We start from the raw sequence: 20,095 nt of genomic DNA on the forward strand, positions 1-20,095 counted from the left end.
TCGTTGGCACTTGGTAATCGATTATTCCATTTTCCTTATGAGTCGATTTAATGAATACACTGGAATGGCGATTAAGGACCGAATGATTTTAACAATGAAAAATATGGGGGGAGTCATCTTCTCTGCCGTCCTTATTTTAGGAGGAACTTTTGCAGCTATGATGCCTGCCGGAGTGTTGTCACTTCTTGAAATTGCAACGGTGGTTTTAATCGGGCTCGTCCTCTATGCCTTCGTTGTGTTACCACTATTTGTTCCGGTGATGGTCAAACTATTTGGTCGAGGCAATTGGTGGCCATTTATTCCGTCCAAAGCAGAACGTGATGACAAAGAGTAATCAAAAACCAAGCGAAATATTCCTTTTTTCGCTTGGTTTTTTAGTTCTCCTTCGCAACGAGCGTCTATTTTCGCTATAATGAAGATAGAAAAACAGAGACGGAGGCAGAAAAAATGATACAACTAGGAAATGACTGGGATGCACTTTTAGCTAATGAATTTCAACAGGACTATTATCTTAAGCTTCGTGAGTTTTTAAAATCCGAGTACGGGACAAGACCAATTTATCCCGATATGTATGAAATCTTTAATGCCTTAAAATTCACCTCATATGCGGATACAAAAGTTGTGATTTTAGGCCAAGATCCTTATCACGGAAAAAATCAGGCGCACGGCTTGTCTTTTTCTGTTCAAAAGGGCATCGAAACGCCGCCATCACTTCAAAATATCTATCTAGAGTTGCAACGAGATTTAGGCTGCGAAATTCCAAATAACGGCTATTTAAAACCATGGACAGAGCAAGGCGTACTTCTTTTAAATACCGTGTTAACCGTCCAAGCAGGTAGAGCCAATTCGCATCATGGCAAAGGCTGGGAAAAGTTAACCGATAAAATCATTCAACTTTTAAATGAAAAAAACGAACCGGTTGTATTTATTTTATGGGGCAAAAATGCCAAAGCTAAACAAGCTATGCTAACAAATAAAAACCATCTTGTGCTAACAAGTTCCCACCCAAGTCCATATTCAGCGAACTACGGCTTTTTCGGGTCTAAACCGTTTTCCAAGACCAACTCATATTTAAGCCAAAATGGTATTACGCCAATTCAGTGGCAAATACCTAATATATAAAAAACCCAAGCTTAGCTTGGGTTTCGTTTTTGATGTTCGTTATATAGGCTCAGCTAGGCCATTTCGTTTAGTAATCACTCTTAAAATCGCCATTTCACTGGACGTGACGTTGGATTTATAAACGTGCGAGTCGATTGGCTTTTTCTGTATTGGCAAAATGTTTTTTTGTATATTTTTCTAAAGTAGCGGTTCCGTATTTCTTAATAATTTGAGCCGCAACTTGATCCACTTTTGGGCCAGCGCCTTTTGTGAGTGGCATCTTGAGTTCGGTTTCCATTTCAGAAAAGGCTTCGACAAATTTATATCGCGCGATAATGGAGGCTGCAGCAACGGATAAATGTAATCCTTCCGCTTTTGTAGCAAAAAATACCTTATCACGAACTACATCGCTTTCTTTGGCTAAATAACGATAGTAGGTATTTTTTCGGCGAATTGATCAATTAAAATGGCATCAGGTTCTTCCGGCCACATGCGCCGTAATACATTTTGGAGTGCGCGGTTATGGAGCATCGCCTTCATTTGTCCTTGGTTTATCCCGGCGCCAATGAGTTCATTATATTTTGTATTAGGGCATAGGAGCACACTGTGCGGAATGATAGGCATAATTTTTTCGGCAATTTGACAAATTTCGGGGTCCTTCATGGCTTTCGAATCTTTGACACCAAGAGACGTGAGAAGTGGCATTTGCTCTTTAGCCACATAAGCAGCGCAAACGGTTATCGGACCGAAAAAATCTCCTGTCCCAACTTCATCTGATCCTAAAACGTTTTTGGTTTGAAAGCCGTCCGGGAGTGTATGTTTAGCCATGCTAGGCGTACTTTTTTGAAGTGAATTACCCCATTTACTTGCCTCTAGTTCAGAGCCTGCTCCTTGAAACATGACTTTTCCTGATTTATAAGCTGTAATTGTTATACTTCCTTTTTTGGCAGAAAATAAAGCGCCTGGTGGAAGCTTTGGTTGAATATATGGCGTATAAGCCTGTTTCATCTCTGTCAACTGCCCGTTTGATGCCTGAATGACGGTATTTGCGATAAGTCCTCTTCCTCTCACTTTTTATCAATCGTATTGTATCATAATTTAAAGCTTCCAAAAACCTTTTAAGTCTTGAGGCTGATTCTTTATAAAATGAGTGCTACGCCTTTTCATTCAAGGGGTTTCATGATAATATGAGTTTACGAGAGCTCTTTATAAATGTGAGGTAAGGAGGGGAACAGAGTGGCAGAAAATGAAAAAAACCAGAATCACCACAACCATTTATGGACGTGACTACACAATCATTGGCTCTGAACCGGCCGAGCATTTGCGTCATGTTGCGCATCTAGTAGATACTAAAATGCATGAAATTAGCGCTCAAAATCGTGCGTTAGACAGCGGACGATTAGCTGTTTTGACGGCTGTAAACGCAACGCATGATTATTTGCTGTTAGAAGAAAAATATAATGCGCTAAAAGATGAATTAGCGAGATATAAAGGACGAGACGTATGATTTTAAATATTATTATTATTATTTTACTGATAGGCGGTTTTTTTACAGGTTATCGTAACGGTTTTATTAGGCAGCTAGTAGTTACATTAGGTTATTTTTTATCTTTCTTTGTGGCCTATCATTATTTTGCGGATTTAGCACCACATTTAAGTTTTATTCCATATCCGAATGTAGATAAAACAGATTCCGTTTATAAGTTGCTTGAATTGCTTCATACAGAAGAAGCATATTATAATTCTATCGCTTTTATTTTAATCTTTTTAGCTGCAATCATTATTGTGCATATGATTAGTTCCTTAATTGGAAACCGTACGAAAATTCCAGTAATTAGTCAGGTGAATGGTTTAATTGGTGGGATTCTAGGCGTTGTGGCTACTTATTTATTTATCTTCGTTATTCTGTATTTAACAGCAATTTTCCCAGCAGAGTGGGCTGAAAATTTATTAAAAGGTTCGAGCGTAGCGGCTTGGATTCTTGAAAACACCCCAATTCTTTCTGAACGATTTTACGACTGGATGACGGGTGTTCTGCCTAAATAATACACTTAGACCAGCTTCATGAGCTGGTCTAAGCTTGTAGAAAAACTCAAAGTTTAAGCAAAACAAAACGATTCTCACCACAATCAGACTGCTCTCAAATGGTGAGATTCTAGGCAGGGCCTCCGTACCGGAGCGGAGCGTACTCGAGTACGTGAGCACTGGAACGGAGGGTTTAACGACGAAGATTGCCGTTTGAGAGTAGGCTGAGACCAGCTTCATGAGCTGGTCTTATTAACGAGGTGAGATGACTATGAAAAGTAAAAAAGATGTGATTCGTTTATTAGAAGAAATAGCTCTTTATATGGAATTAAAAGGTGAAAATACATTTAAAATCTCGGCGTTTAGAAAGGCTGCCCAGAGCATTGAATTAGACGACCGAAGTTTAAATGAGATGGAAGATATCACAAAGCTCCCGGGTATTGGCAAAACGACCGGAGGAATTATTACGCAGTTTTTAGAGACGGGTGAAAGTAAAGAACTCGAGTCGCTTAAAAAAGAAGTGCCGGCTGGCTTAGTCCCACTTTTAGATGTCCAAGGGTTGGGCGGTAAAAAAATTGCGCGCCTATACCACGAACTGGGTGTAACAGATAAAAACTCCCTTTTAAGCGCTGCAGAAGAAGGCAAAATTTCTGCTCTTTCTGGCTTTGGACAAAAGTCAGTTGATAAAATGGTAGAGGGCGTCAAAGCTTTAGGAGATCGTCCTGAACGCTATCCAATTCAAGCTGTTTTACCTATCGCTTCCAAGGTGGCCGATTTTTTAGACGGGATTCTAGAAATTGATGAATATCAGGAAGCGGGCAGTTTAAGGCGTTTACGGGAAACCATTAAAGATTTAGATTTTGTGATTGCCTCAAAAGATATCAAAACGGTCCGTGAGAAATTACTTGCTTTTCCCCTAATAGATGAAGTGACAGGCGCTGGCGATACTAAAATTTCAGCAGAGCTAGATGCGGGGGTTAAAATCTCAGTTGATTTTCGTATGGTGGAACCCCAATTTTTCGCAACGACACTTCACCATTTTACAGGCTCAAAAGACCATAATATTAAAATGCGTCAAATTGCGAAAGAACGCTCCGAAAAAATTAGCGAATATGGCGTTTTAGATAGCGCAGACAAAAACCATGTGTTTAAATCTGAGACGGCGTTTTATAAGCATTTTGATTTACCCTTTATTCCACCAGAAGTGAGACGTGACGGAACGGAGATTGCGCGCATTAAAAAAGAATCCTCTTTTGTCCAACTATCGGATATTAGAGGAGACCTTCATATGCACACGACTTGGTCGGACGGGGCTTATTCTATTTCAGAAATGATTGAAGCTTGTATTCAAAAAGGCTATTCGTACATGGTGATTACAGATCATGGTCAATTTTTGCGTGTGGCAAACGGACTAAATGAAGAGCGTTTAGACAAGCAACAAGAGGAAATCAGAAAAGTGGCCGCAAACTATCCTGAAATTGATGTTTATCACGGCGTTGAAATGGATATTTTAACAGATGCAACGTTAGATTTTTCAGATGAGGTACTTCAAAAGCTCGATTTTGTTATTGCCTCGATTCATTCCGGTTTTTCGGGCTCTGAAAAAGAAATAATGAAGCGGCTTGAAACGGCCGTTCATAATCCTTACGTTCGGTTAATTGCCCATCCAACTGGCCGAGTAATTGGAAGACGAAATCCCTATCTTGTGAATATGGATGAACTAGTGAAAATGGCACAGGATACAAATACCGCGCTAGAACTGAATGCGAATCCAGAACGACTGGATTTAAATGCTGAACATTTACAGCTTGCGAAAGAAAATCATGTAAAAATTGCGATTAATACGGATGCCCATGATACGCGTCATTTAGATTTTATGAAACTTGGTGTACGTGCGGCAACGAAAGGTTGGCTCTCTAAAGATGATATTTTAAATACCATGTCAAGAGAAGCTTTCAAGCAGTTTTTACAGAAGAAATAAAGGATGAAAAAATATGGATAAAAAAGTCGAACATGTTTTAGAGTTTGATAAAATTAAAAAATTACTAGAGCCATTTGCGGTCTCTTCTCTTGGTGAGGAGGCGATTCGCAGTTTAGAGCCGGCTACTTCGTTTGATAGCATTCAAAAAATGCAAAGTGAAACGGAAGAAGGCGCCAAAATCATTCGTTTAAAAGGAAGTGCGCCGATTACTGGCCTCAGTGATGTAGCACCTCATTTAAAGCGTTTAGAAATAGGTGGGGATCTAAACGGGCTTGAAATCTACCAAATAGGAAGCAATTTGCGCGTAAGTCGTGTAATGAAAAATTTTATGGATGACTTAGAAGAAATTGGCGTCGAACTGCCGCTGTTATTTGAGCTTACGAAAGAGATTTTAGTCCTAAAAGATTTAGAAGAAGAAATTAATTTAACAGTTGATGAAGCAGGCTATATGCTTGATACAGCAAGTGAGACGCTTCGCTCAGTAAGACAAACCTTAGCGCGTACAGAAGGACGCGTGCGTGAAAAATTGGAGAGTTTGTTACGGGACCGAAATGCGGCTACTATGCTAAGCGATGCCATTATTACGATTCGAAACGACCGCTATGTTATTCCTGTTAAGCAAGAATATCGAAGCCATTATGGCGGTGTTATTCACGATCAGTCGGCTTCTGGCCAAACCTTATTTGTGGAACCGCAAAGTGTCGTTGATTTAAATAATGAACGACGTGCTCTTCAGGCGAAGGAAAATCAAGAGATTGAACGAATTTTGGCCGAGATGTCAGCCAAATTAGCGGAATTTATCCAAGAAATTCATCACAACACGTACATTTTAGGTCGATTTGACTTTATTTTGGCTAAAGCGAGATTTGGGAAGTCACAAAAAGCGATTACGCCGCACTTAAATAACGAAGGCGTTACCAAATTGTACGCAGCGAGACACCCCCTTTTAGACCCGGAAAATGTTGTAGCTAATGATATTTTGCTCGGTGATGGATACTCTACGATTGTGATTACAGGACCAAATACAGGTGGGAAGACGATTACGCTTAAAACTTTGGGGCTTCTGACAATGATGACACAAGCAGGGCTTCAAATTCCAGCGCAAGAAGAGTCGCTTGTTGCGATTTATGAGGATATTTTTGCGGATATTGGTGATGAACAGTCAATTGAGCAAAGTTTAAGTACATTCTCCTCGCACATGACGAATATTGTTTCCATACTTGAGAAATTGAACCAGCATTCTCTTGTTTTGTTTGATGAGCTCGGAGCAGGAACAGATCCACAAGAAGGTGCTGCGCTCGCGATTTCCATTTTAGATGAGGTAGCTAAACGCGGTGCTAGTGTTGTCGCGACTACCCACTATCCAGAATTAAAAGCATATGGCTATAATCGTGTGTTTGCCACTAACGCTTCTGTAGAGTTTAATGTGGAAACACTTAGTCCAACCTATAAACTTTTAATTGGTATCCCGGGACGAAGCAATGCGTTTGAAATCTCGAGACGCTTAGGTTTAAACGAGGGTGTCATTGACGAAGCAAGGGCGCTAGTCGATACAGAAAGTGCAGATTTAAACGAAATGATTTCTAGTTTAGAAGAAAAACGGAATTTAGCAGAAGCCGAATATAAAGAGGCAAGCGAGCTTGCTAAAGATGCGGATAAACTCCTTCGAGATTTGCAAAAAGAAATTAGAACCTATTATGAACAAAAAGATAAGTTGTTAGAACGCGCTAATGAAAAGGCGAGTGAAGTCGTTACAGCGGCAGAAGAAGAGGCCGATACGATTATTCGTGAATTACGTGAACTACAGCTTCGCGGGGCTTCAGGCGTTAAAGAACATGAACTTATTGACGCAAAATCACGTTTAGCAGGCGCAAAACCAAAAACCATTCAAAAAAAGGTTGTGCACCCAGTTAAAAAAAGTGGCACATAAATTTCAGGAAGGCGACGGGGTTAGGGTGCTCTCTTTAGGCCAAAAAGGGGTGCTTTTAGATAAAGTAAGCGGCACAGAATGGAATGTTCAAATTGGGATTATTAAAATGAAAATAAAAGAGACCGATTTAGAATATATTCAGCCTGAAAAGCCAAAAAAACAGCGGGTGATTACGAACGTCCGAAATACAGAACCTGTTCGCGCTGAGCTAGATCTTCGAGGCATGCGCTATGAGGACGCCCTTTTTGAAGTCGATAAATATATTGATGAAGCTCTTTTAGCAGGGTATCCGCGTGTAGCGATTATCCACGGAAAAGGAACAGGCGCCCTCAGAACAGGTGTGACCGAGTTTCTAAAAAATCACCGAATGGTTAAAAATATCCGTTTTGGTGATGCGGCTGAAGGCGGAAATGGGATTACGATTGCGGAACTGAAGTAGTGAGCAAAAAAATAGCCCGCAAAGTAAGGCGAATGATATACTGAGTATACAAATTGTGTTAGGAGTTGAAACAAGCATGGCTAATATACAAGAAATTACCGATGCAAATTTTGAACAAGAAACAAGCGAAGGCTTAGTGCTTACAGATTTCTGGGCAACATGGTGTGGACCTTGTCGCATGGTTGCTCCAGTTTTAGAAGAAATTGCAAATGAACGTGGGGATAGCTTAAAAATCGTCAAAATGGACGTGGATGAAAATCAAGAGACACCAAGCAAATTTGGTGTGATGAGTATCCCAACACTTTTAATTAAAAAAGATGGTGAAGTCGTTGATACTATCATCGGTTACCGTCCAAAAGAAGAACTAGACGAAGTCATTAATAAATATGTATAAAGCTACCCATTTATGGTAAAATGAAGACATCGCATTTTTTGCGATGTCTTTTTATAAGGAGTTGATCAAATGGTATCCACACATATTCAAAATAAATTAGCACTTCTACCTGATCAGCCAGGTTGCTACTTAATGAAAGATAAACAAGGAACCATTATTTATGTCGGGAAAGCCAAGATTCTTAAAAACCGTGTGCGTTCTTACTTTACTGGTGCACATGATATTAAAACGCAGCGTTTAGTCCAAGAAATAGAGGACTTTGAATATATTGTAACAAGTTCGGACGTCGAGGCACTCCTGCTCGAGATTAATTTAATTAAAAAACACGATCCGCGATTTAATATTCGACTAAAAGATGACAAAACCTATCCTTTTATAAAAATTACAAATGAGCGGCATCCGCGTCTTATTATCACAAGACAAGTGAAAAAAGACAAAGGGAAGTATTTTGGACCCTATCCAAATGTGTACGCCGCAAATGAAGTCAAAAAAATATTAGACAGGCTCTATCCGTTACGAAAATGTACGACACTACCTAACAAGGTTTGCTTATATTATCATTTAGGTCAGTGCCTGGCGCCTTGTGTGTTTGAAGTGAATCAAGATACCTATAAAAAAATGTCAGATGAAATAGTCAGCTTTTTAAACGGTGGCTATAAAGATGTAAAAAAAGAGCTTGCCAGAAAAATGGAAGAAGCAGCAGGCGATATGCAATTTGAAACAGCGGCCGAATTTCGTGATCAAATTACAGCCATCGAAACTACTATGGAAAAACAAAAAATGACGATGACTGATTTTGTAGACCGAGATGTGTTTGGCTATGCTATTGATAAGGGCTGGATGTGCGTTCAAGTATTTTTTATCCGTCAAGGAAAGCTCATCGAACGAGATGTCTCCCAATTCCCATTTTATACAGAAGCAGAAGAAGACTTTTTAACTTTTATCGGCCAGTTTTACCAAAAAACGAACCACATCTTGCCGAAAGAAATTTACTTACCTGACGATATTGACCACGAGGCGGTGCAAGCTCTTTTACCCGAAACTAAAATTATCGTACCTAAACGTGGGAATAAAAAAGACCTTGTCAAGCTTGCCTATAAAAATGCCAAAATCGCCTTGAACGAAAAATTTATGCTCCTCGAACGGAATGAAGAGCGAACAGTCGGTGCGGTGGAAAAACTTGGAGAACAAATGGGAATTCCGACCCCTTCACGCATTGAAGCTTTCGATAATTCTAATATCTACGGAACAGATCCCGTTTCAGCTATGGTGACATTTTTAGACGGAAAGCCAAGTAAAAATGACTACCGCAAATATAAAATTAAAACGGTAGATGGTCCGGATGATTATGCTACCATGCGAGAAGTCGTTAGAAGACGCTACTGGCGCGTTTTAAAAGAAGGTTTGCCATTACCTGATTTAATATTAATTGATGGCGGAAAAGGCCAAATTGATAGCGCGAAAGATGTTCTGGTTAATGAACTTGGACTGGACATTCCTGTCGCCGGATTAGCCAAAGATGATAAGCATAAAACCAGCCAGTTACTGTTCGGTGATCCTCTTTTGGTTGTGCCTCTTGGAAGGAATAGCCAAGAATTTTACTTGCTTCAGCGTATTCAAGATGAAGTCCACCGCTTTGCCATCACATTCCACCGTGAGCTTCGTAGCAAATCAGGATTCCAATCCATCCTAGATGGTATTCCGGGCGTGGGACCGGGACGTAAAAAGAAAATTTTAAGCCATTTTGGTTCTATGAAAAAAATTAAAGTAGCATCTGTTGAAGAACTTGCAGAAAGTGGCATTCCAAAACAAGTTGCAGAAGCAGTCTTTCAAAAAGTGAGCGAAGTGAATGCAAAATTAGCAGAAAAAGAAGAATAGAGGGGAAAAAATGGGTCTAGTCGTCTTGAAATTTGGCGGAACCTCTGTTAGTTCCGTTAGTAAAATTCAAAAAACAGCTGAACAGGCTGTCTTAGAACATCAAAAAGGGAATCAAGTTATCGTGGTTGTTTCAGCAATGGGAAAATCAACAGATAAGCTCGTCCAAATGGCAGAAGAAATTGCAACAACGCCTAGTAAACGAGAAATGGATATGCTTCTTGCAACAGGGGAACAAATCACGATTTCACTTCTTGCGATGGCCTTACAAGAACGGGGTCAAGAGGCGATTTCGTATACAGGTTGGCAAGCAGGTATCGAAACCGAAGCTGTCCACGGAAATGCTCGTATTTTAGACATGGAACACGATAAAATTATGACTTCTCTTGGTGACGGAAAAATTGTCATTGTCGCAGGCTTTCAAGGTATAACGCGCGACGGAGAAATTACGACACTTGGTCGCGGTGGTTCAGATACAACGGCCGTCGCTTTAGCCGCCGAATTTTCAGCCGAAAAATGTGTCATTTGTACAGATGTGGACGGCGTTTATACAACCGATCCGCGTTTTATTAAACGTGCGCAAAAATTAACGCAATTAACCTATGATGAAATGCTTGAATTAGCCAATTTAGGCGCAGGCGTTTTACATCCACGTTCTGTAGAGTATGCAAAAAATTTTAAAATACCACTAGAAGTAAGATTAAGTCACGGCTTGGAAAATGGAACAATGATTGAGGAGGAGATGTATGTGGAAAATGCCAAAGTAGTTCGCGGCATTGCATTTGAAGACCAGCTTACGCGTGTAACCATTCACTGGAGCGAAAAAGAAAATATGCGGGTTTCAAAAGTGTTTTCTGAGTTAGCAAAAAATAATATTGATGTGGACATTATCATCCAAGGTATTACCGGGCTTGGTCACGGCAATCTTTCATTTACAATTCAATCAGCAGCCCTTTTAAATACCCTAGCTGTTCTTGAAAATAAAAAAAACGGATATTCAATACGAGAAACTGGAATCAGAACAAAATTTAGCAAAAGTTTCCATCGTGGGTTCTGGTATGGTTTCAAATCCCGGAGTAGCAGCGCGCATGTTTGAAGCGCTAACTGAAAATGATGTTCCTATTAAAATGATAAGTACATCTGAAATTAAAGTATCAACAGTTGTGCCTGAACGGAAGATGGTAGAAGCCGCTCAAGTCTTGCACGATACATTTGAACTTGAAAACTAAAAGCGCAAGGATTTCTCCTTGCGCTTTTAGTTAGTAGCTTTCTAAATTATCTGTGGTTTCTTTACGATCCCATTTCACGATGAGGACGGCTTCTTTTTTTCTCACATTCACTTCATCATAGGCTTCCGCATAAAAACCTAATTGTTTTTGTATTTGTTCCGCTAAAAAACCAGCTTCAAGTTTAAAAGTAGGATTTTCTTCTAATGAAAAGCGTTTTAGAACTTGATTGCCGCTTAAAAGAAGACGTAATTCATCTTTTTTTTCTTTGATAAGTTCAAGATCACCAAACGAGGCTTCTTTTAAAAAAGCTGTTAATTTCTTCTAAACTTTCGAGCGGAAATTTCCTTGCCAAATCTTTACCAGCCCAGTAAAGAATATGTGGCGCCTCTTCGCCTAGTAGTTCAGGAATTAAATAATCGCGCAAAATTTCAAGACCAAAACTAGGAATTTGCGCAGTCTCTTCCGTTTTTTCTTTCTGAATATCTTCTGTCATTATGAATACCCCACTTTCTTCCCCACTATTATAACTAAAAAAGATATAAAATGAAACGAAGAACAATAAAATAACGGAAAATACTTGCTAAAAGCGAGAAAAAATAAGAAAATGGAAACGTATAGATTGAAATAGAAATTGAGGCGAGACCGTGAAACGAGCAATTGGATTTATCGATTCTGGAGTAGGTGGTTTAACCGTTGTAAAAGAAGTGTTAAAACAACTACCTCATGAAAATATTTATTATTTAGGTGATACAGCACGTTGTCCATATGGGCCACGTGATACAGAAGAAGTTTTGAAATTCACTTGGGAAATGACCAATTTCCTTGTTGAACGCAATATTAAGATGCTTGTCATTGCCTGCAATACGGCAACAGCAGCCGCTTTAAAAGAGATTCGCAGTCAATTGAGTATCCCAGTCATTGGCGTTATTCAACCTGGCTCTCGCGCGGCTTTAAAGGCCTCTCATAACAACCATATCGGTGTGCTTGGAACAATCGGGACAGTTCAAAGTATGGCTTACCCGCATGCTTTAAAAGGTTTAAATAACAAAGTGAAGGTAGATTCACTGGCCTGTCCTAAATTTGTATCGATTGTAGAATCTGGCGAATATAAAAGTCCCATCGCCAAAAAAATCGTAGCAGAATCTCTTTTACCTCTTAAAAGCACAAAAATCGATTCGCTTATTTTAGGATGCACCCACTATCCACTTTTAAAACCACTCATTGAAAACGTGATGGGGGACGGTGTGGCTGTTATTAATTCGGGAGAGGAGACTGCTAGTGAAGTTAGTGCGCTACTAGATTATCATGACTTATTAGAGCGGAAAGCAGGCGAAACAGATCACCGCTTTTATACAACAGGTTCGGTTAAAATTTTTCATGGTATCGCAAGCGACTGGCTACAAGTACCTCACATGCAGGTCGAACACATTGTACTTGGGGAAAATAAAAAATGAGGTGTGAAAATGAGATTTGATGGTAGAAATAAAGAAGAGTTACGTGAAATCAATATTGAAAAAAACTATATTATTCACCCAGAAGGCTCCGTTTTAATTTCAGCAGGAAACACAAAAGTTATTTGTAATGCGAGTATTGAAGAAAAAGTACCACCTTTCATGCGTGGTGAAGGAAAGGGTTGGATTTCAGCTGAATACGCCATGCTTCCACGGGCAACGGGTACGAGAAATATTCGTGAATCTTCAAAAGGAAAGGTAAGCGGACGCACAATGGAAATCCAGCGTCTAATCGGCCGCGCGCTAAGAGCTGTTGTTGATTTAAATGTGCTAGGCGAGCGAACAATTTGGCTTGACTGTGATGTGATTCAAGCGGACGGAGGGACGCGTACAGCTTCCATAACGGGGGCTTTTATCGCCATGACGCTTGCTGTTTATGAATTACATAAGGAAAAATCATTTGACTCATTTCCTATTCAAGATTTTCTTGCCGCTACAAGTGTGGGCATTTTAGAAGATGAAGCAGCTGTGCTTGACTTAAATTACGTAGAAGATAGCGCGGCTAATGTCGATATGAACATCATCATGACTGGGAGTGGCCGTTTTGTCGAACTTCAAGGTACAGGGGAAGAGGCAACTTTTTCGGACGAGGAGCTAACAGAGCTTCTTCAGCTAGGAAAAAAAGGAATTCAAGAGTTGATTCAAAAACAAAGAAGAAGAACTAGGTGCAAGTATTACAGCACTTATTAAAGGAGAGTAAAAGATGCGTAAATTAGTGATTGCAACTGGAAACGTTGGAAAGGCACAAGAATTTGTTGGCATTTTTAGTCAGTATGATGTAGAAATTCTAACTTTAAAAGATTTTCCAGAAATCGGAGAAATTGAAGAAACAGGCACAACATTTGCAGAAAATGCGGCTTTAAAAGCGCAAACGGTTGCTAAAATATTAAATACAACTGTTCTAGCCGATGATTCTGGCTTAATTGTTGATGCGTTAGACGGAGCGCCAGGTATCCATTCTGCACGTTATGCTGGCGACCATAATGACGCTAAAAATAATGAAAAACTGTTAGATGAATTAAAAGATGTACCCGATGAAAAAAGAACTGCACGATTCCACTGCACGCTTGCTATAGCAACTCCTCATGGCGAGGTTGATTATTTTGAAGGCGATTGTGAAGGACAAATTGCGCATGAACTTTCGGGGGAAAATGGATTTGGCTACGATCCACTCTTTTTACTTCCTGACCGAGGGATTACAATGGCAAATTTAAAACCCGAAGAAAAAAATCAAATTAGTCATCGCGCAAACGCAATCAAAGCGCTGGGTAAGAATATTGAAAAAGTACTAGAAAAAATCGATAAAAAGTGAGAAAATAATAAGCAGTAGCACATGGGGAGGAAATACATTTTATGAAATTATTAGTAGTTAGCGACAGCCATCATGAACGGGACTGCCTGCTTCGTTTGAAAGAAAAATATGAAAACAAAGTGGATGCTATGATTCATTGTGGGGACTCTGAACTTGAAAAAAGTGATCCAGCAATTTCTGGTTTTCATACTGTACGAGGAAATTGTGATTTTGGCGCTGATTTTCCAAACGATATTGTTTTTGAAGTAGAAAACTATCGTATTCTTGTGACGCATGGTCATTTATACAATATTAAAATGACTTTGATGAATTTACGTTATCGGGCGCGTGAATTAGATGCTGACTTTGTTTTCTTTGGTCATTCACACGAATTAGGCGCTGAGCTTATTGATCAAACACTCATTTTAAACCCAGGTAGTATTTCACTACCACGCGGCCAGATTCGCGAAAAAACGTATGCACTGATTGAAAGTGTACCTGAGGGAATATGCGTTAAATTTATGGATGATCAAGACAAGGAACTAGTGGAACTCACTCAAATATTTCCTTTAGTAAAAGCTTAAATCCCTTCTTTTTGCAAAAATATAAAAGAAGTTGCATAAAACCATTGACAAAAGACCGAAATCACAATAAAATGATACTTGGCTGTTGAAAAATTAGCCATTTGTCCTGATAGCTCAGCTGGATAGAGCAATGGCCTTCTAAGCCATCGGTCGGGGGTTCGAATCCCTCTCAGGACGTTTTTAAAGGTTTTTATAAAACTTCTGAATCGTTGGAAACTCTTGTTGTATCAAGTGTTTTGGATGGTTTGGAAGTTTTTTGGTTTCCTATTATTTCCTTTTATTTTTTTACATTTTTTTTACATTTCAAGCAGTTTGATTGTACGTTTGAAATATTCTTGCGTTCTTTTTTCGTTGATTGCTCGAATGTGAGAACTAATATGCGTATAATATTTTAAAGTGGTATTAATATCAGCGTGCCCTAAACGTTCTGATACGTAGATAATATCCATACCACTTTCTAGGCACTGTACGGTGTGTGTATGACGTAATTTGTGCAAAGTAATGTCCTCGTTACTTATCTTATTAAAACACTTTTTAAGCACCTTATTGCATGCCTGATTGTCCACTGGCAAATTATCACGAGAACAGAATAATAACAAGTATTTATTTTGAATTTTATTTTTTTTCATGAATCGCTCATGCCATTTTCTATATCCTTCTAAATATTCAACCGTGGAACTATCAATAAAAATTTTTCGTCTGTCTTTTCCTTTTGTAGAAATAAAGTTTTGAGTATCTTTATAGTCCCAAGCGTTTTTTACATTGATAAACTTATTATCTAAATCTATATCATACCACGTGAGTCCGACAATTTCTCCGAAACGCATGCCTGTTTGCAATGCTATGAAATTAACTGCTCTACTAATCGAATATGACTTTGTTATTTCTTCTATAAGAGGAGAGATAAGAGACGTATCGATGAATTGTAGTTTTAAACTTGCCACATCTTTTCCGGCTAATATTACGCCATGTGTAGGATTTGCCCGCATATAACCCAATTGGACTGCTTTATTAAACATAGCGCGTATTTTTTTATTTCTCGTCTCCACAGTGCTTCTTGCAAGATTTTCTCCAAGGGTATTAATGAACTTTTGGTACTCAATAGGGGTTATTTTTTGTAATTTAATATTACCGAAATATTCCTTTACTTCACGAAAAGCATTTTCATAAGAGTTTTGTGTAGATGCTCCGATAGTGTTTACTTTGAAGGTATCATAAAATAACTCGATGAACTCGAATAACTTATAATCGTCGATTGGTATTTCATTTCTGTTTGAAACCTCTAATAATTTAGCCACTGTCATGCGTAATTTGGGCTTTGTTGCTTCAGTTACTCGTTTCGTTGTCCATTTTCCATTTTTTTTGATCCCCACAGTTGTAGTATAACCTCTAGAATTTTTTATGATTTTCATTTAGAACCTCCTTTGCAGAATATATGTTCTTGTTTTGTTTGAATGAAAAGCCCGAATGAACGGGCTTTAGTAATTAATATGTTATAAATAATTTTCCGGCTTTTCCATTTTCATCATTGTCAGAATGTAAAATATCAAATGTCATATCACCACTTTTACATGCATAGCCTTGAGCTCCAAATCCGTCATCAGTATTTCTAATTAAAACCGTATCGTCAGGGATATAAGGTTTAGCAAGCTCAATTAACTTGTCTTTTGAAATCGGAAAATTTAGAGATTCATCTAGGGTTACTTCGATAAAAATGATTTTGCCAACCTCATCCACTTGATAAAACTCAGTATCATCCATATTTCCCCATCCGGCTTCACTTGAATATTCTTTTAAATCGGTTTTATCTAGTAGATCGCCTATTTTAGTAGATGTTGAATTATCAGTAATTTTACTCTCTGATTGCGAATTTTGCTTCTTCGATTTTGCTTTTGGTTCATCACCACAAGCTGCCAGTCCTATACTTAAAAGAACCACCATAAAAATAAATGAAATTTTTTTCATTTTCATCCCTCCATCTTGATTGTATATATTATCATACTATGAGTTTACAGATAACTTTTCATTGATTGAGGAAGACCAACTTTGTTTAATAAATCACTAATATTATTAGTTGATTCAGTTGACACTAATAATTTTAATGCAAATTCATTCGCCTCACGTTCAATTTTTGGAACAAATGAACCAAGAGCTAGAGTCCTGTAAAAAGGGGTAGAGACTCCATTATGTAATCTTAGATGTCCTAATTCGTGAAAAATAACAAACGTCTGCAGAATTCCTGTATAGTTGCTATTAATAACAATTGTATGACACCGGCTGTTACTTGTTGTAAATCCTCCTGTTTCTTGTTCTAAATCAGCGTATAGAATTTTCGTGTTGCAGCTCCTTAAAATTTCAGAGATGCTCATATTTTTAGATTTTTTGAGTACTGTTTTGACTTCTCTGTCTATCATGGTATGTTGATTCATTCATCTCACCACCCTAATCCCGATATTTCTTAGGCGTGAATTTCTTTTTCGCTTCTTCTTTGTTCATTTCCATCGCAGTAGTCAATGCAACTCTGATTCTTTCTAACTGTTCAGGTGTAGCTGGTTCTCCGTAGAAGTTGAAATTAGTCCCATCTTTTATCCCTGCAAGTATTTCATCAGCTTCTTCTGCAATATCTTTTTTTTCATCACTCGTTAGTTCGAAATATTTTTTTTCTGTTCTACCTAATAGGTAATCGGTTGATACGTTGAAGTAATTAGCAACTTTCGCTAAATCTTCGCCTTTAGGACTTGAGGTTTTCCAACGATAAAATAAATTTTTGCTAAACCCTAAATCTTCCGCGATTTGTTGCAAGCTTTTATCTTTGCCTTTTGCTAAAATTTGTATCCTCTCGAATACGTTCATTAGTGTCCACTCCAATATTACAAAAAAATAATTATACATTCGTGTGAAAATATGTTGACATTTTACACGAAGTGTAACAATATTATCTTGTAAGCAAATTTGATAGAAAAATAGCATTAAAATTTAACCTGAAATACCGTCGCCAAACGTAATTATAGGTAGTATTATGTGCTTATTTAACTATGAATATATTTTATACGATTGTATAAAATATGTCAACACTTTCTATCATTTTCGCTTACATGATATGGGAAGGAGGCTAATTAAATGAAAACAGAAGTATGGAATAATCATGAAATACGATTTGTCAGTAAAGAAGGTGAGTGGTGGGCTGTTGCGAAAGATGTGGCAGATGCATTGGGATATAAGAAGCCTGAAAATGCTGTTTCATCACATGTATCTAGTATAGACAAAACCACTACCTTAATTCAGGGGACTGGTTCAAATTATAAGTCTAAAGCCATTTTAATTAGTGAATTCGGGATTTATGACTTGGTGTTTAGCTCTAAAATGAAAAAGGCAAAAGAGTTCAAGCGCTGGGTCTTCGAAATCATCAAACAACTACGTCAGTCATCAGGTTTTGAAGGGTTCGAAATTTTCCGCATGTTAGACAAAGAGCATCAAAAAGAAATGATGCACCAGTTGAAACAGGGATTAAAAGAACCTGTACGTAGGGACTTTATTAAAGCAAATACGATTGCTAATAAGTCAGTATCTACCAAATATGGTCATTCTAAATGGTGAAAAAAGCAAGATATGACTCCACAGATGCTAGAAGACAGACAAGAACTTTTGGATAGTGCGGTTGAATTGATGACATTTAAAGATAAATTTGGTTTGAATTTATCAGTAAGTAAAGAGGTTTATCGTTTGGCTAATAAAGAAGAAAATAAACAGTTAGCATAATGTCAACACTTTCTATCATTTTTGCTTACATAATATGGGGAAGGGAGGAATTGAAAATGGAAATGATTTTAGAAGAAGTTAAAAAATACGAAGTGTGCAAAATGAATTTATTGGCATATAGGATTCAAATTATCGGTATGCTTTCTATTCGAATAATCGAAGAAACAAAAAAAACAAGCATAAGTAATGCCAGAAAATACTTTAAGAGATTTTGTGAAAAATACCCGTTCTTACAAGAATTTGAAAAAGAAGTATTAGCGAATTTCGAAGAGTATATTTCTAATAAAAAAATAGCCGAATGATTCGACTATTTCTTATTTCGACTAACAGGGGGGTTTTTGAGCATTAATTTAGTATTGATTATCTGTACGAAAATATTTAAATAGGCTTTTAAAATGCTTAAATCAAATTCTTCTTCTTGCCTCCAGTGGGCGTAGTCATTTCCAAGAATGCGTACAACATCGGCAGCTGTTTGTACAGAAGTATCTTCTTTAAAGAATTTACTGATTGCGTTGTTTAAATTAATCTTTGCTATTTCTTCATACTCTGCAAGATTAAAATCAAATGCATAATCCTTCAATAAAATTTCTAAACATGCCCGATAGCCTACACCAGCTAAATCTACAGCATTATTATTTTCTGCAAACTCTGCATCTCGGTACATTTTTGCGAATCTTGGAGAAAAGCTGACTACTTGTTCTGGTAAATCAGATGGTTGATTACTTGGGAAAATAGCTTTACAAATTCCAATATCTTTTTCTATATCTTGTAATGAAAAATGGTACGCGTTACAAGACGTACACAAGTGAGAAAAGAAAGCGATTTTTTGAGCGGAAGCTACCCCCTTAGTAACAGGATTGTTAGACACACCGCAATTTGGACAGAGGGTAGGGATATGAACTTTTTTTCGATCGAGTACTGTTTTGGTACTAGGCTCTGCAATTTTAATTTTAAATTCCATTATGTAATTTTCACCTCCATTCACTGAAAATTATACCATAGGAAGGAAGTAAAAAAATGAATGAATTAGTTATTATGAAAAATCAAGAAGCGGTCACAAGTAGTTTAAATGTGGCAGAAGGGTTTGAGAAGCAACATGCACATGTTATGCGGGATATTCAAATGTTGAAGGGAGATGTCTCCAATTTTGGAGAGATGTTTATGGAAGCAACCGAACCTGATACGTACGGGAGAGAACGGAAAGTAATTTACATGAACCGAGACGGATTCACCTTACTTGCGATGGGGTTCACAGGTAAAAAAGCGCTTCAATTTAAGCTTAAATATATCGAAGCTTTTAATAAAATGGAACATCAAATCAAACAAAATGATTTCCAAATTCCACAAACACGTGCAGAAGCTTTGCGATTAGCGGCGGATTTAGAAGAGGAAAATCAACTTTTAAAAATCAAAAATACGGAGATGCAACCTAAAGCGCTTTTTGCAGATGCAGTAAAAGGGAGCCATACTTCTATTTTAGTAGGAGAGTTAGCCAAACTGATTAATCAAAATGGGGTAGAAATTGGACAAAATCGTTTGTTTAAATGGTTGAGAAAGAATGGTTACTTGATTGCGAAAAAAAGTGAAAGCTACAACATGCCAACTCAAAAGTCAATGGATCTCGAGATTATGGAAATCAAAGAGCGTTCTATTGTAAATGGAGATGAAAGTACGCGTATTACGAGGACACCTAAAGTTACAGGTAAAGGTCAAATATATTTTATTAATAAGTTTATTTCAGAATCACAACTTGTATTAGTTTAAAAAAGAAAGGACTGAAAACAGTGAGTAACATCGAAAACGGACGAAATCTTATTAAAGATTTCATGAAAGAAAATCAAGTATCTGTTCACGATTTAGCCAGTGCTTATGGCAAAAGCCGTGTGTGGGTGCAACAATCGCTGGACGGACATAACACCGGAAAGGCGGTCAATTTATTCATCTTAGAAGTCATTCGCGATTATAAAATTAGATAG

Annotated in this window: 20 protein-coding genes, 1 tRNA gene and 5 pseudogenes; 19 read left to right on the forward strand and 7 right to left on the reverse strand. The window is 37.9% G+C overall.

Annotated features, from left to right (window positions below; all coding sequences use genetic code 11):
* Positions 1-334, forward strand: a 334-nt coding sequence (locus tag LFLEISCH_RS09730; RefSeq protein ID WP_007475916.1) for an MMPL family transporter, incomplete at its 5' end; no start/stop codon positions are given.
* Positions 335-447: 113 nt separating this feature from the next.
* A complete protein-coding gene (locus tag LFLEISCH_RS09735; protein WP_007475917.1) occupies positions 448-1,122 on the forward strand; it encodes a uracil-DNA glycosylase in 675 nt (224 codons plus the stop codon).
* Between the two features lie 115 nt (positions 1,123-1,237).
* Here LFLEISCH_RS09735 and rnhC read toward each other — a convergent pair.
* Positions 1,238-2,109 (reverse strand): annotated as a pseudogene (gene rnhC, locus LFLEISCH_RS09740) (ribonuclease HIII).
* Positions 2,110-2,347: 238 nt separating this feature from the next.
* Between rnhC and zapA the strand changes: the two are divergent.
* The 7 genes and pseudogenes from zapA to LFLEISCH_RS09780 all read left to right on the forward strand — a co-directional run bounded on the left by zapA (position 2,348) and on the right by LFLEISCH_RS09780 (position 10,974).
* Positions 2,348-2,608, forward strand: coding sequence for a cell division protein ZapA (gene zapA / locus LFLEISCH_RS09745; protein ID WP_007475918.1), 261 nt, complete (start codon positions 2,348-2,350; stop codon positions 2,606-2,608).
* Positions 2,605-3,147: a CvpA family protein gene (locus tag LFLEISCH_RS09750; RefSeq protein ID WP_007475919.1), complete on the forward strand. Its 543-nt coding sequence runs from the start codon at positions 2,605-2,607 to the stop codon at positions 3,145-3,147. The genes zapA and LFLEISCH_RS09750 overlap by 4 nt, the downstream gene beginning before the upstream one ends.
* A gap of 250 nt (positions 3,148-3,397) precedes the next feature.
* A complete protein-coding gene (polX, locus tag LFLEISCH_RS09755) occupies positions 3,398-5,107 on the forward strand; it encodes a DNA polymerase/3'-5' exonuclease PolX (RefSeq protein ID WP_007475920.1) in 1,710 nt (569 codons plus the stop codon).
* A gap of 13 nt (positions 5,108-5,120) precedes the next feature.
* Positions 5,121-7,476, forward strand: a pseudogene (locus tag LFLEISCH_RS09760) (endonuclease MutS2).
* 76 nt (positions 7,477-7,552) lie between these two features.
* Entirely contained in the window at positions 7,553-7,870 is a 318-nt protein-coding gene (gene trxA / locus LFLEISCH_RS09770; RefSeq protein WP_007475923.1) for a thioredoxin, read from the forward strand.
* Positions 7,871-7,939: 69 nt separating this feature from the next.
* Positions 7,940-9,748 (forward strand): excinuclease ABC subunit UvrC, encoded by a 1,809-nt coding sequence (gene uvrC / locus LFLEISCH_RS09775; protein WP_007475924.1) that lies wholly within the window; start codon positions 7,940-7,942, stop codon positions 9,746-9,748.
* A 10-nt stretch (positions 9,749-9,758) separates the two neighbouring features.
* Positions 9,759-10,974: pseudogene (locus LFLEISCH_RS09780) on the forward strand (aspartate kinase).
* Positions 10,975-11,004: 30 nt separating this feature from the next.
* On the opposite strand, the pseudogene LFLEISCH_RS09785 reads toward LFLEISCH_RS09780, so the two are convergent.
* Positions 11,005-11,467 (reverse strand): annotated as a pseudogene (locus LFLEISCH_RS09785) (YslB family protein).
* Positions 11,468-11,618: 151 nt separating this feature from the next.
* Here LFLEISCH_RS09785 and racE point away from each other — a divergent pair.
* The 5 genes and pseudogenes from racE to LFLEISCH_RS09810 all read left to right on the forward strand — a co-directional run bounded on the left by racE (position 11,619) and on the right by LFLEISCH_RS09810 (position 14,537).
* Positions 11,619-12,428 (forward strand): glutamate racemase, encoded by an 810-nt coding sequence (gene racE / locus LFLEISCH_RS09790; protein WP_007475926.1) that lies wholly within the window; start codon positions 11,619-11,621, stop codon positions 12,426-12,428.
* A gap of 9 nt (positions 12,429-12,437) precedes the next feature.
* A pseudogene (gene rph / locus LFLEISCH_RS09795) lies at positions 12,438-13,185 on the forward strand (ribonuclease PH).
* A gap of 3 nt (positions 13,186-13,188) precedes the next feature.
* On the forward strand, positions 13,189-13,797 hold the full coding sequence (locus LFLEISCH_RS09800) for an XTP/dITP diphosphatase (RefSeq protein WP_007475928.1): 609 nt from the start codon (positions 13,189-13,191) through the stop codon (positions 13,795-13,797).
* 41 nt (positions 13,798-13,838) lie between these two features.
* Positions 13,839-14,360: a metallophosphoesterase gene (locus tag LFLEISCH_RS09805; RefSeq protein ID WP_007475929.1), complete on the forward strand. Its 522-nt coding sequence runs from the start codon at positions 13,839-13,841 to the stop codon at positions 14,358-14,360.
* 103 nt (positions 14,361-14,463) lie between these two features.
* Positions 14,464-14,537, forward strand: a tRNA-Arg gene (locus tag LFLEISCH_RS09810).
* 119 nt (positions 14,538-14,656) lie between these two features.
* Here the strand turns inward: LFLEISCH_RS09810 and LFLEISCH_RS09815 are convergent.
* The 4 genes from LFLEISCH_RS09815 to LFLEISCH_RS09830 all read right to left on the reverse strand — a co-directional run bounded on the left by LFLEISCH_RS09815 (position 14,657) and on the right by LFLEISCH_RS09830 (position 17,213).
* Complete coding sequence (locus LFLEISCH_RS09815) at positions 14,657-15,772, reverse strand: tyrosine-type recombinase/integrase (protein WP_007475930.1); 1,116 nt, start codon at positions 15,770-15,772, stop codon at positions 14,657-14,659.
* 73 nt (positions 15,773-15,845) lie between these two features.
* A complete protein-coding gene (locus LFLEISCH_RS09820) occupies positions 15,846-16,325 on the reverse strand; it encodes a hypothetical protein (protein WP_007475931.1) in 480 nt (159 codons plus the stop codon).
* A gap of 44 nt (positions 16,326-16,369) precedes the next feature.
* The gene (locus tag LFLEISCH_RS09825; protein ID WP_007475932.1) at positions 16,370-16,789 is read right to left on the reverse strand and encodes an ImmA/IrrE family metallo-endopeptidase; all 420 of its coding nucleotides are present in this window, start codon (positions 16,787-16,789) and stop codon (positions 16,370-16,372) included.
* A gap of 13 nt (positions 16,790-16,802) precedes the next feature.
* Complete coding sequence (locus LFLEISCH_RS09830; protein WP_007475934.1) at positions 16,803-17,213, reverse strand: helix-turn-helix domain-containing protein; 411 nt, start codon at positions 17,211-17,213, stop codon at positions 16,803-16,805.
* A gap of 267 nt (positions 17,214-17,480) precedes the next feature.
* Here LFLEISCH_RS09830 and LFLEISCH_RS09835 point away from each other — a divergent pair, with 267 nt between their 5' ends.
* From LFLEISCH_RS09835 to LFLEISCH_RS09840, 3 genes are read left to right on the forward strand one after another with little or no spacing between them, the layout of a single operon-like run.
* Complete coding sequence (locus LFLEISCH_RS09835; protein WP_007475935.1) at positions 17,481-17,957, forward strand: phage repressor protein; 477 nt, start codon at positions 17,481-17,483, stop codon at positions 17,955-17,957.
* A 12-nt stretch (positions 17,958-17,969) separates the two neighbouring features.
* Positions 17,970-18,119, forward strand: a complete 150-nt coding sequence (locus tag LFLEISCH_RS15935) for a hypothetical protein (RefSeq protein ID WP_007475937.1) — start codon at positions 17,970-17,972, stop codon at positions 18,117-18,119.
* Between the two features lie 56 nt (positions 18,120-18,175).
* Positions 18,176-18,421, forward strand: coding sequence for a hypothetical protein (locus LFLEISCH_RS09840; protein WP_007475939.1), 246 nt, complete (start codon positions 18,176-18,178; stop codon positions 18,419-18,421).
* A gap of 5 nt (positions 18,422-18,426) precedes the next feature.
* On the opposite strand, the gene LFLEISCH_RS09845 is transcribed toward LFLEISCH_RS09840, so the two are convergent.
* Entirely contained in the window at positions 18,427-19,080 is a 654-nt protein-coding gene (locus LFLEISCH_RS09845) for a DUF4145 domain-containing protein (RefSeq protein WP_007475941.1), read from the reverse strand.
* A gap of 56 nt (positions 19,081-19,136) precedes the next feature.
* Here LFLEISCH_RS09845 and LFLEISCH_RS09850 point away from each other — a divergent pair, with 56 nt between their 5' ends.
* Together LFLEISCH_RS09850 and LFLEISCH_RS09855 are read left to right on the forward strand one after the other, a co-directional pair.
* A complete protein-coding gene (locus LFLEISCH_RS09850) occupies positions 19,137-19,883 on the forward strand; it encodes a phage regulatory protein/antirepressor Ant (protein ID WP_007475943.1) in 747 nt (248 codons plus the stop codon).
* A gap of 20 nt (positions 19,884-19,903) precedes the next feature.
* Positions 19,904-20,095, forward strand: coding sequence for a hypothetical protein (locus LFLEISCH_RS09855; protein ID WP_007475946.1), 192 nt, complete (start codon positions 19,904-19,906; stop codon positions 20,093-20,095).

This window comes from Listeria fleischmannii subsp. fleischmannii LU2006-1 (genome assembly GCF_000344175.1).
GTDB lineage: Bacteria > Bacillota > Bacilli > Lactobacillales > Listeriaceae > Listeria > Listeria fleischmannii.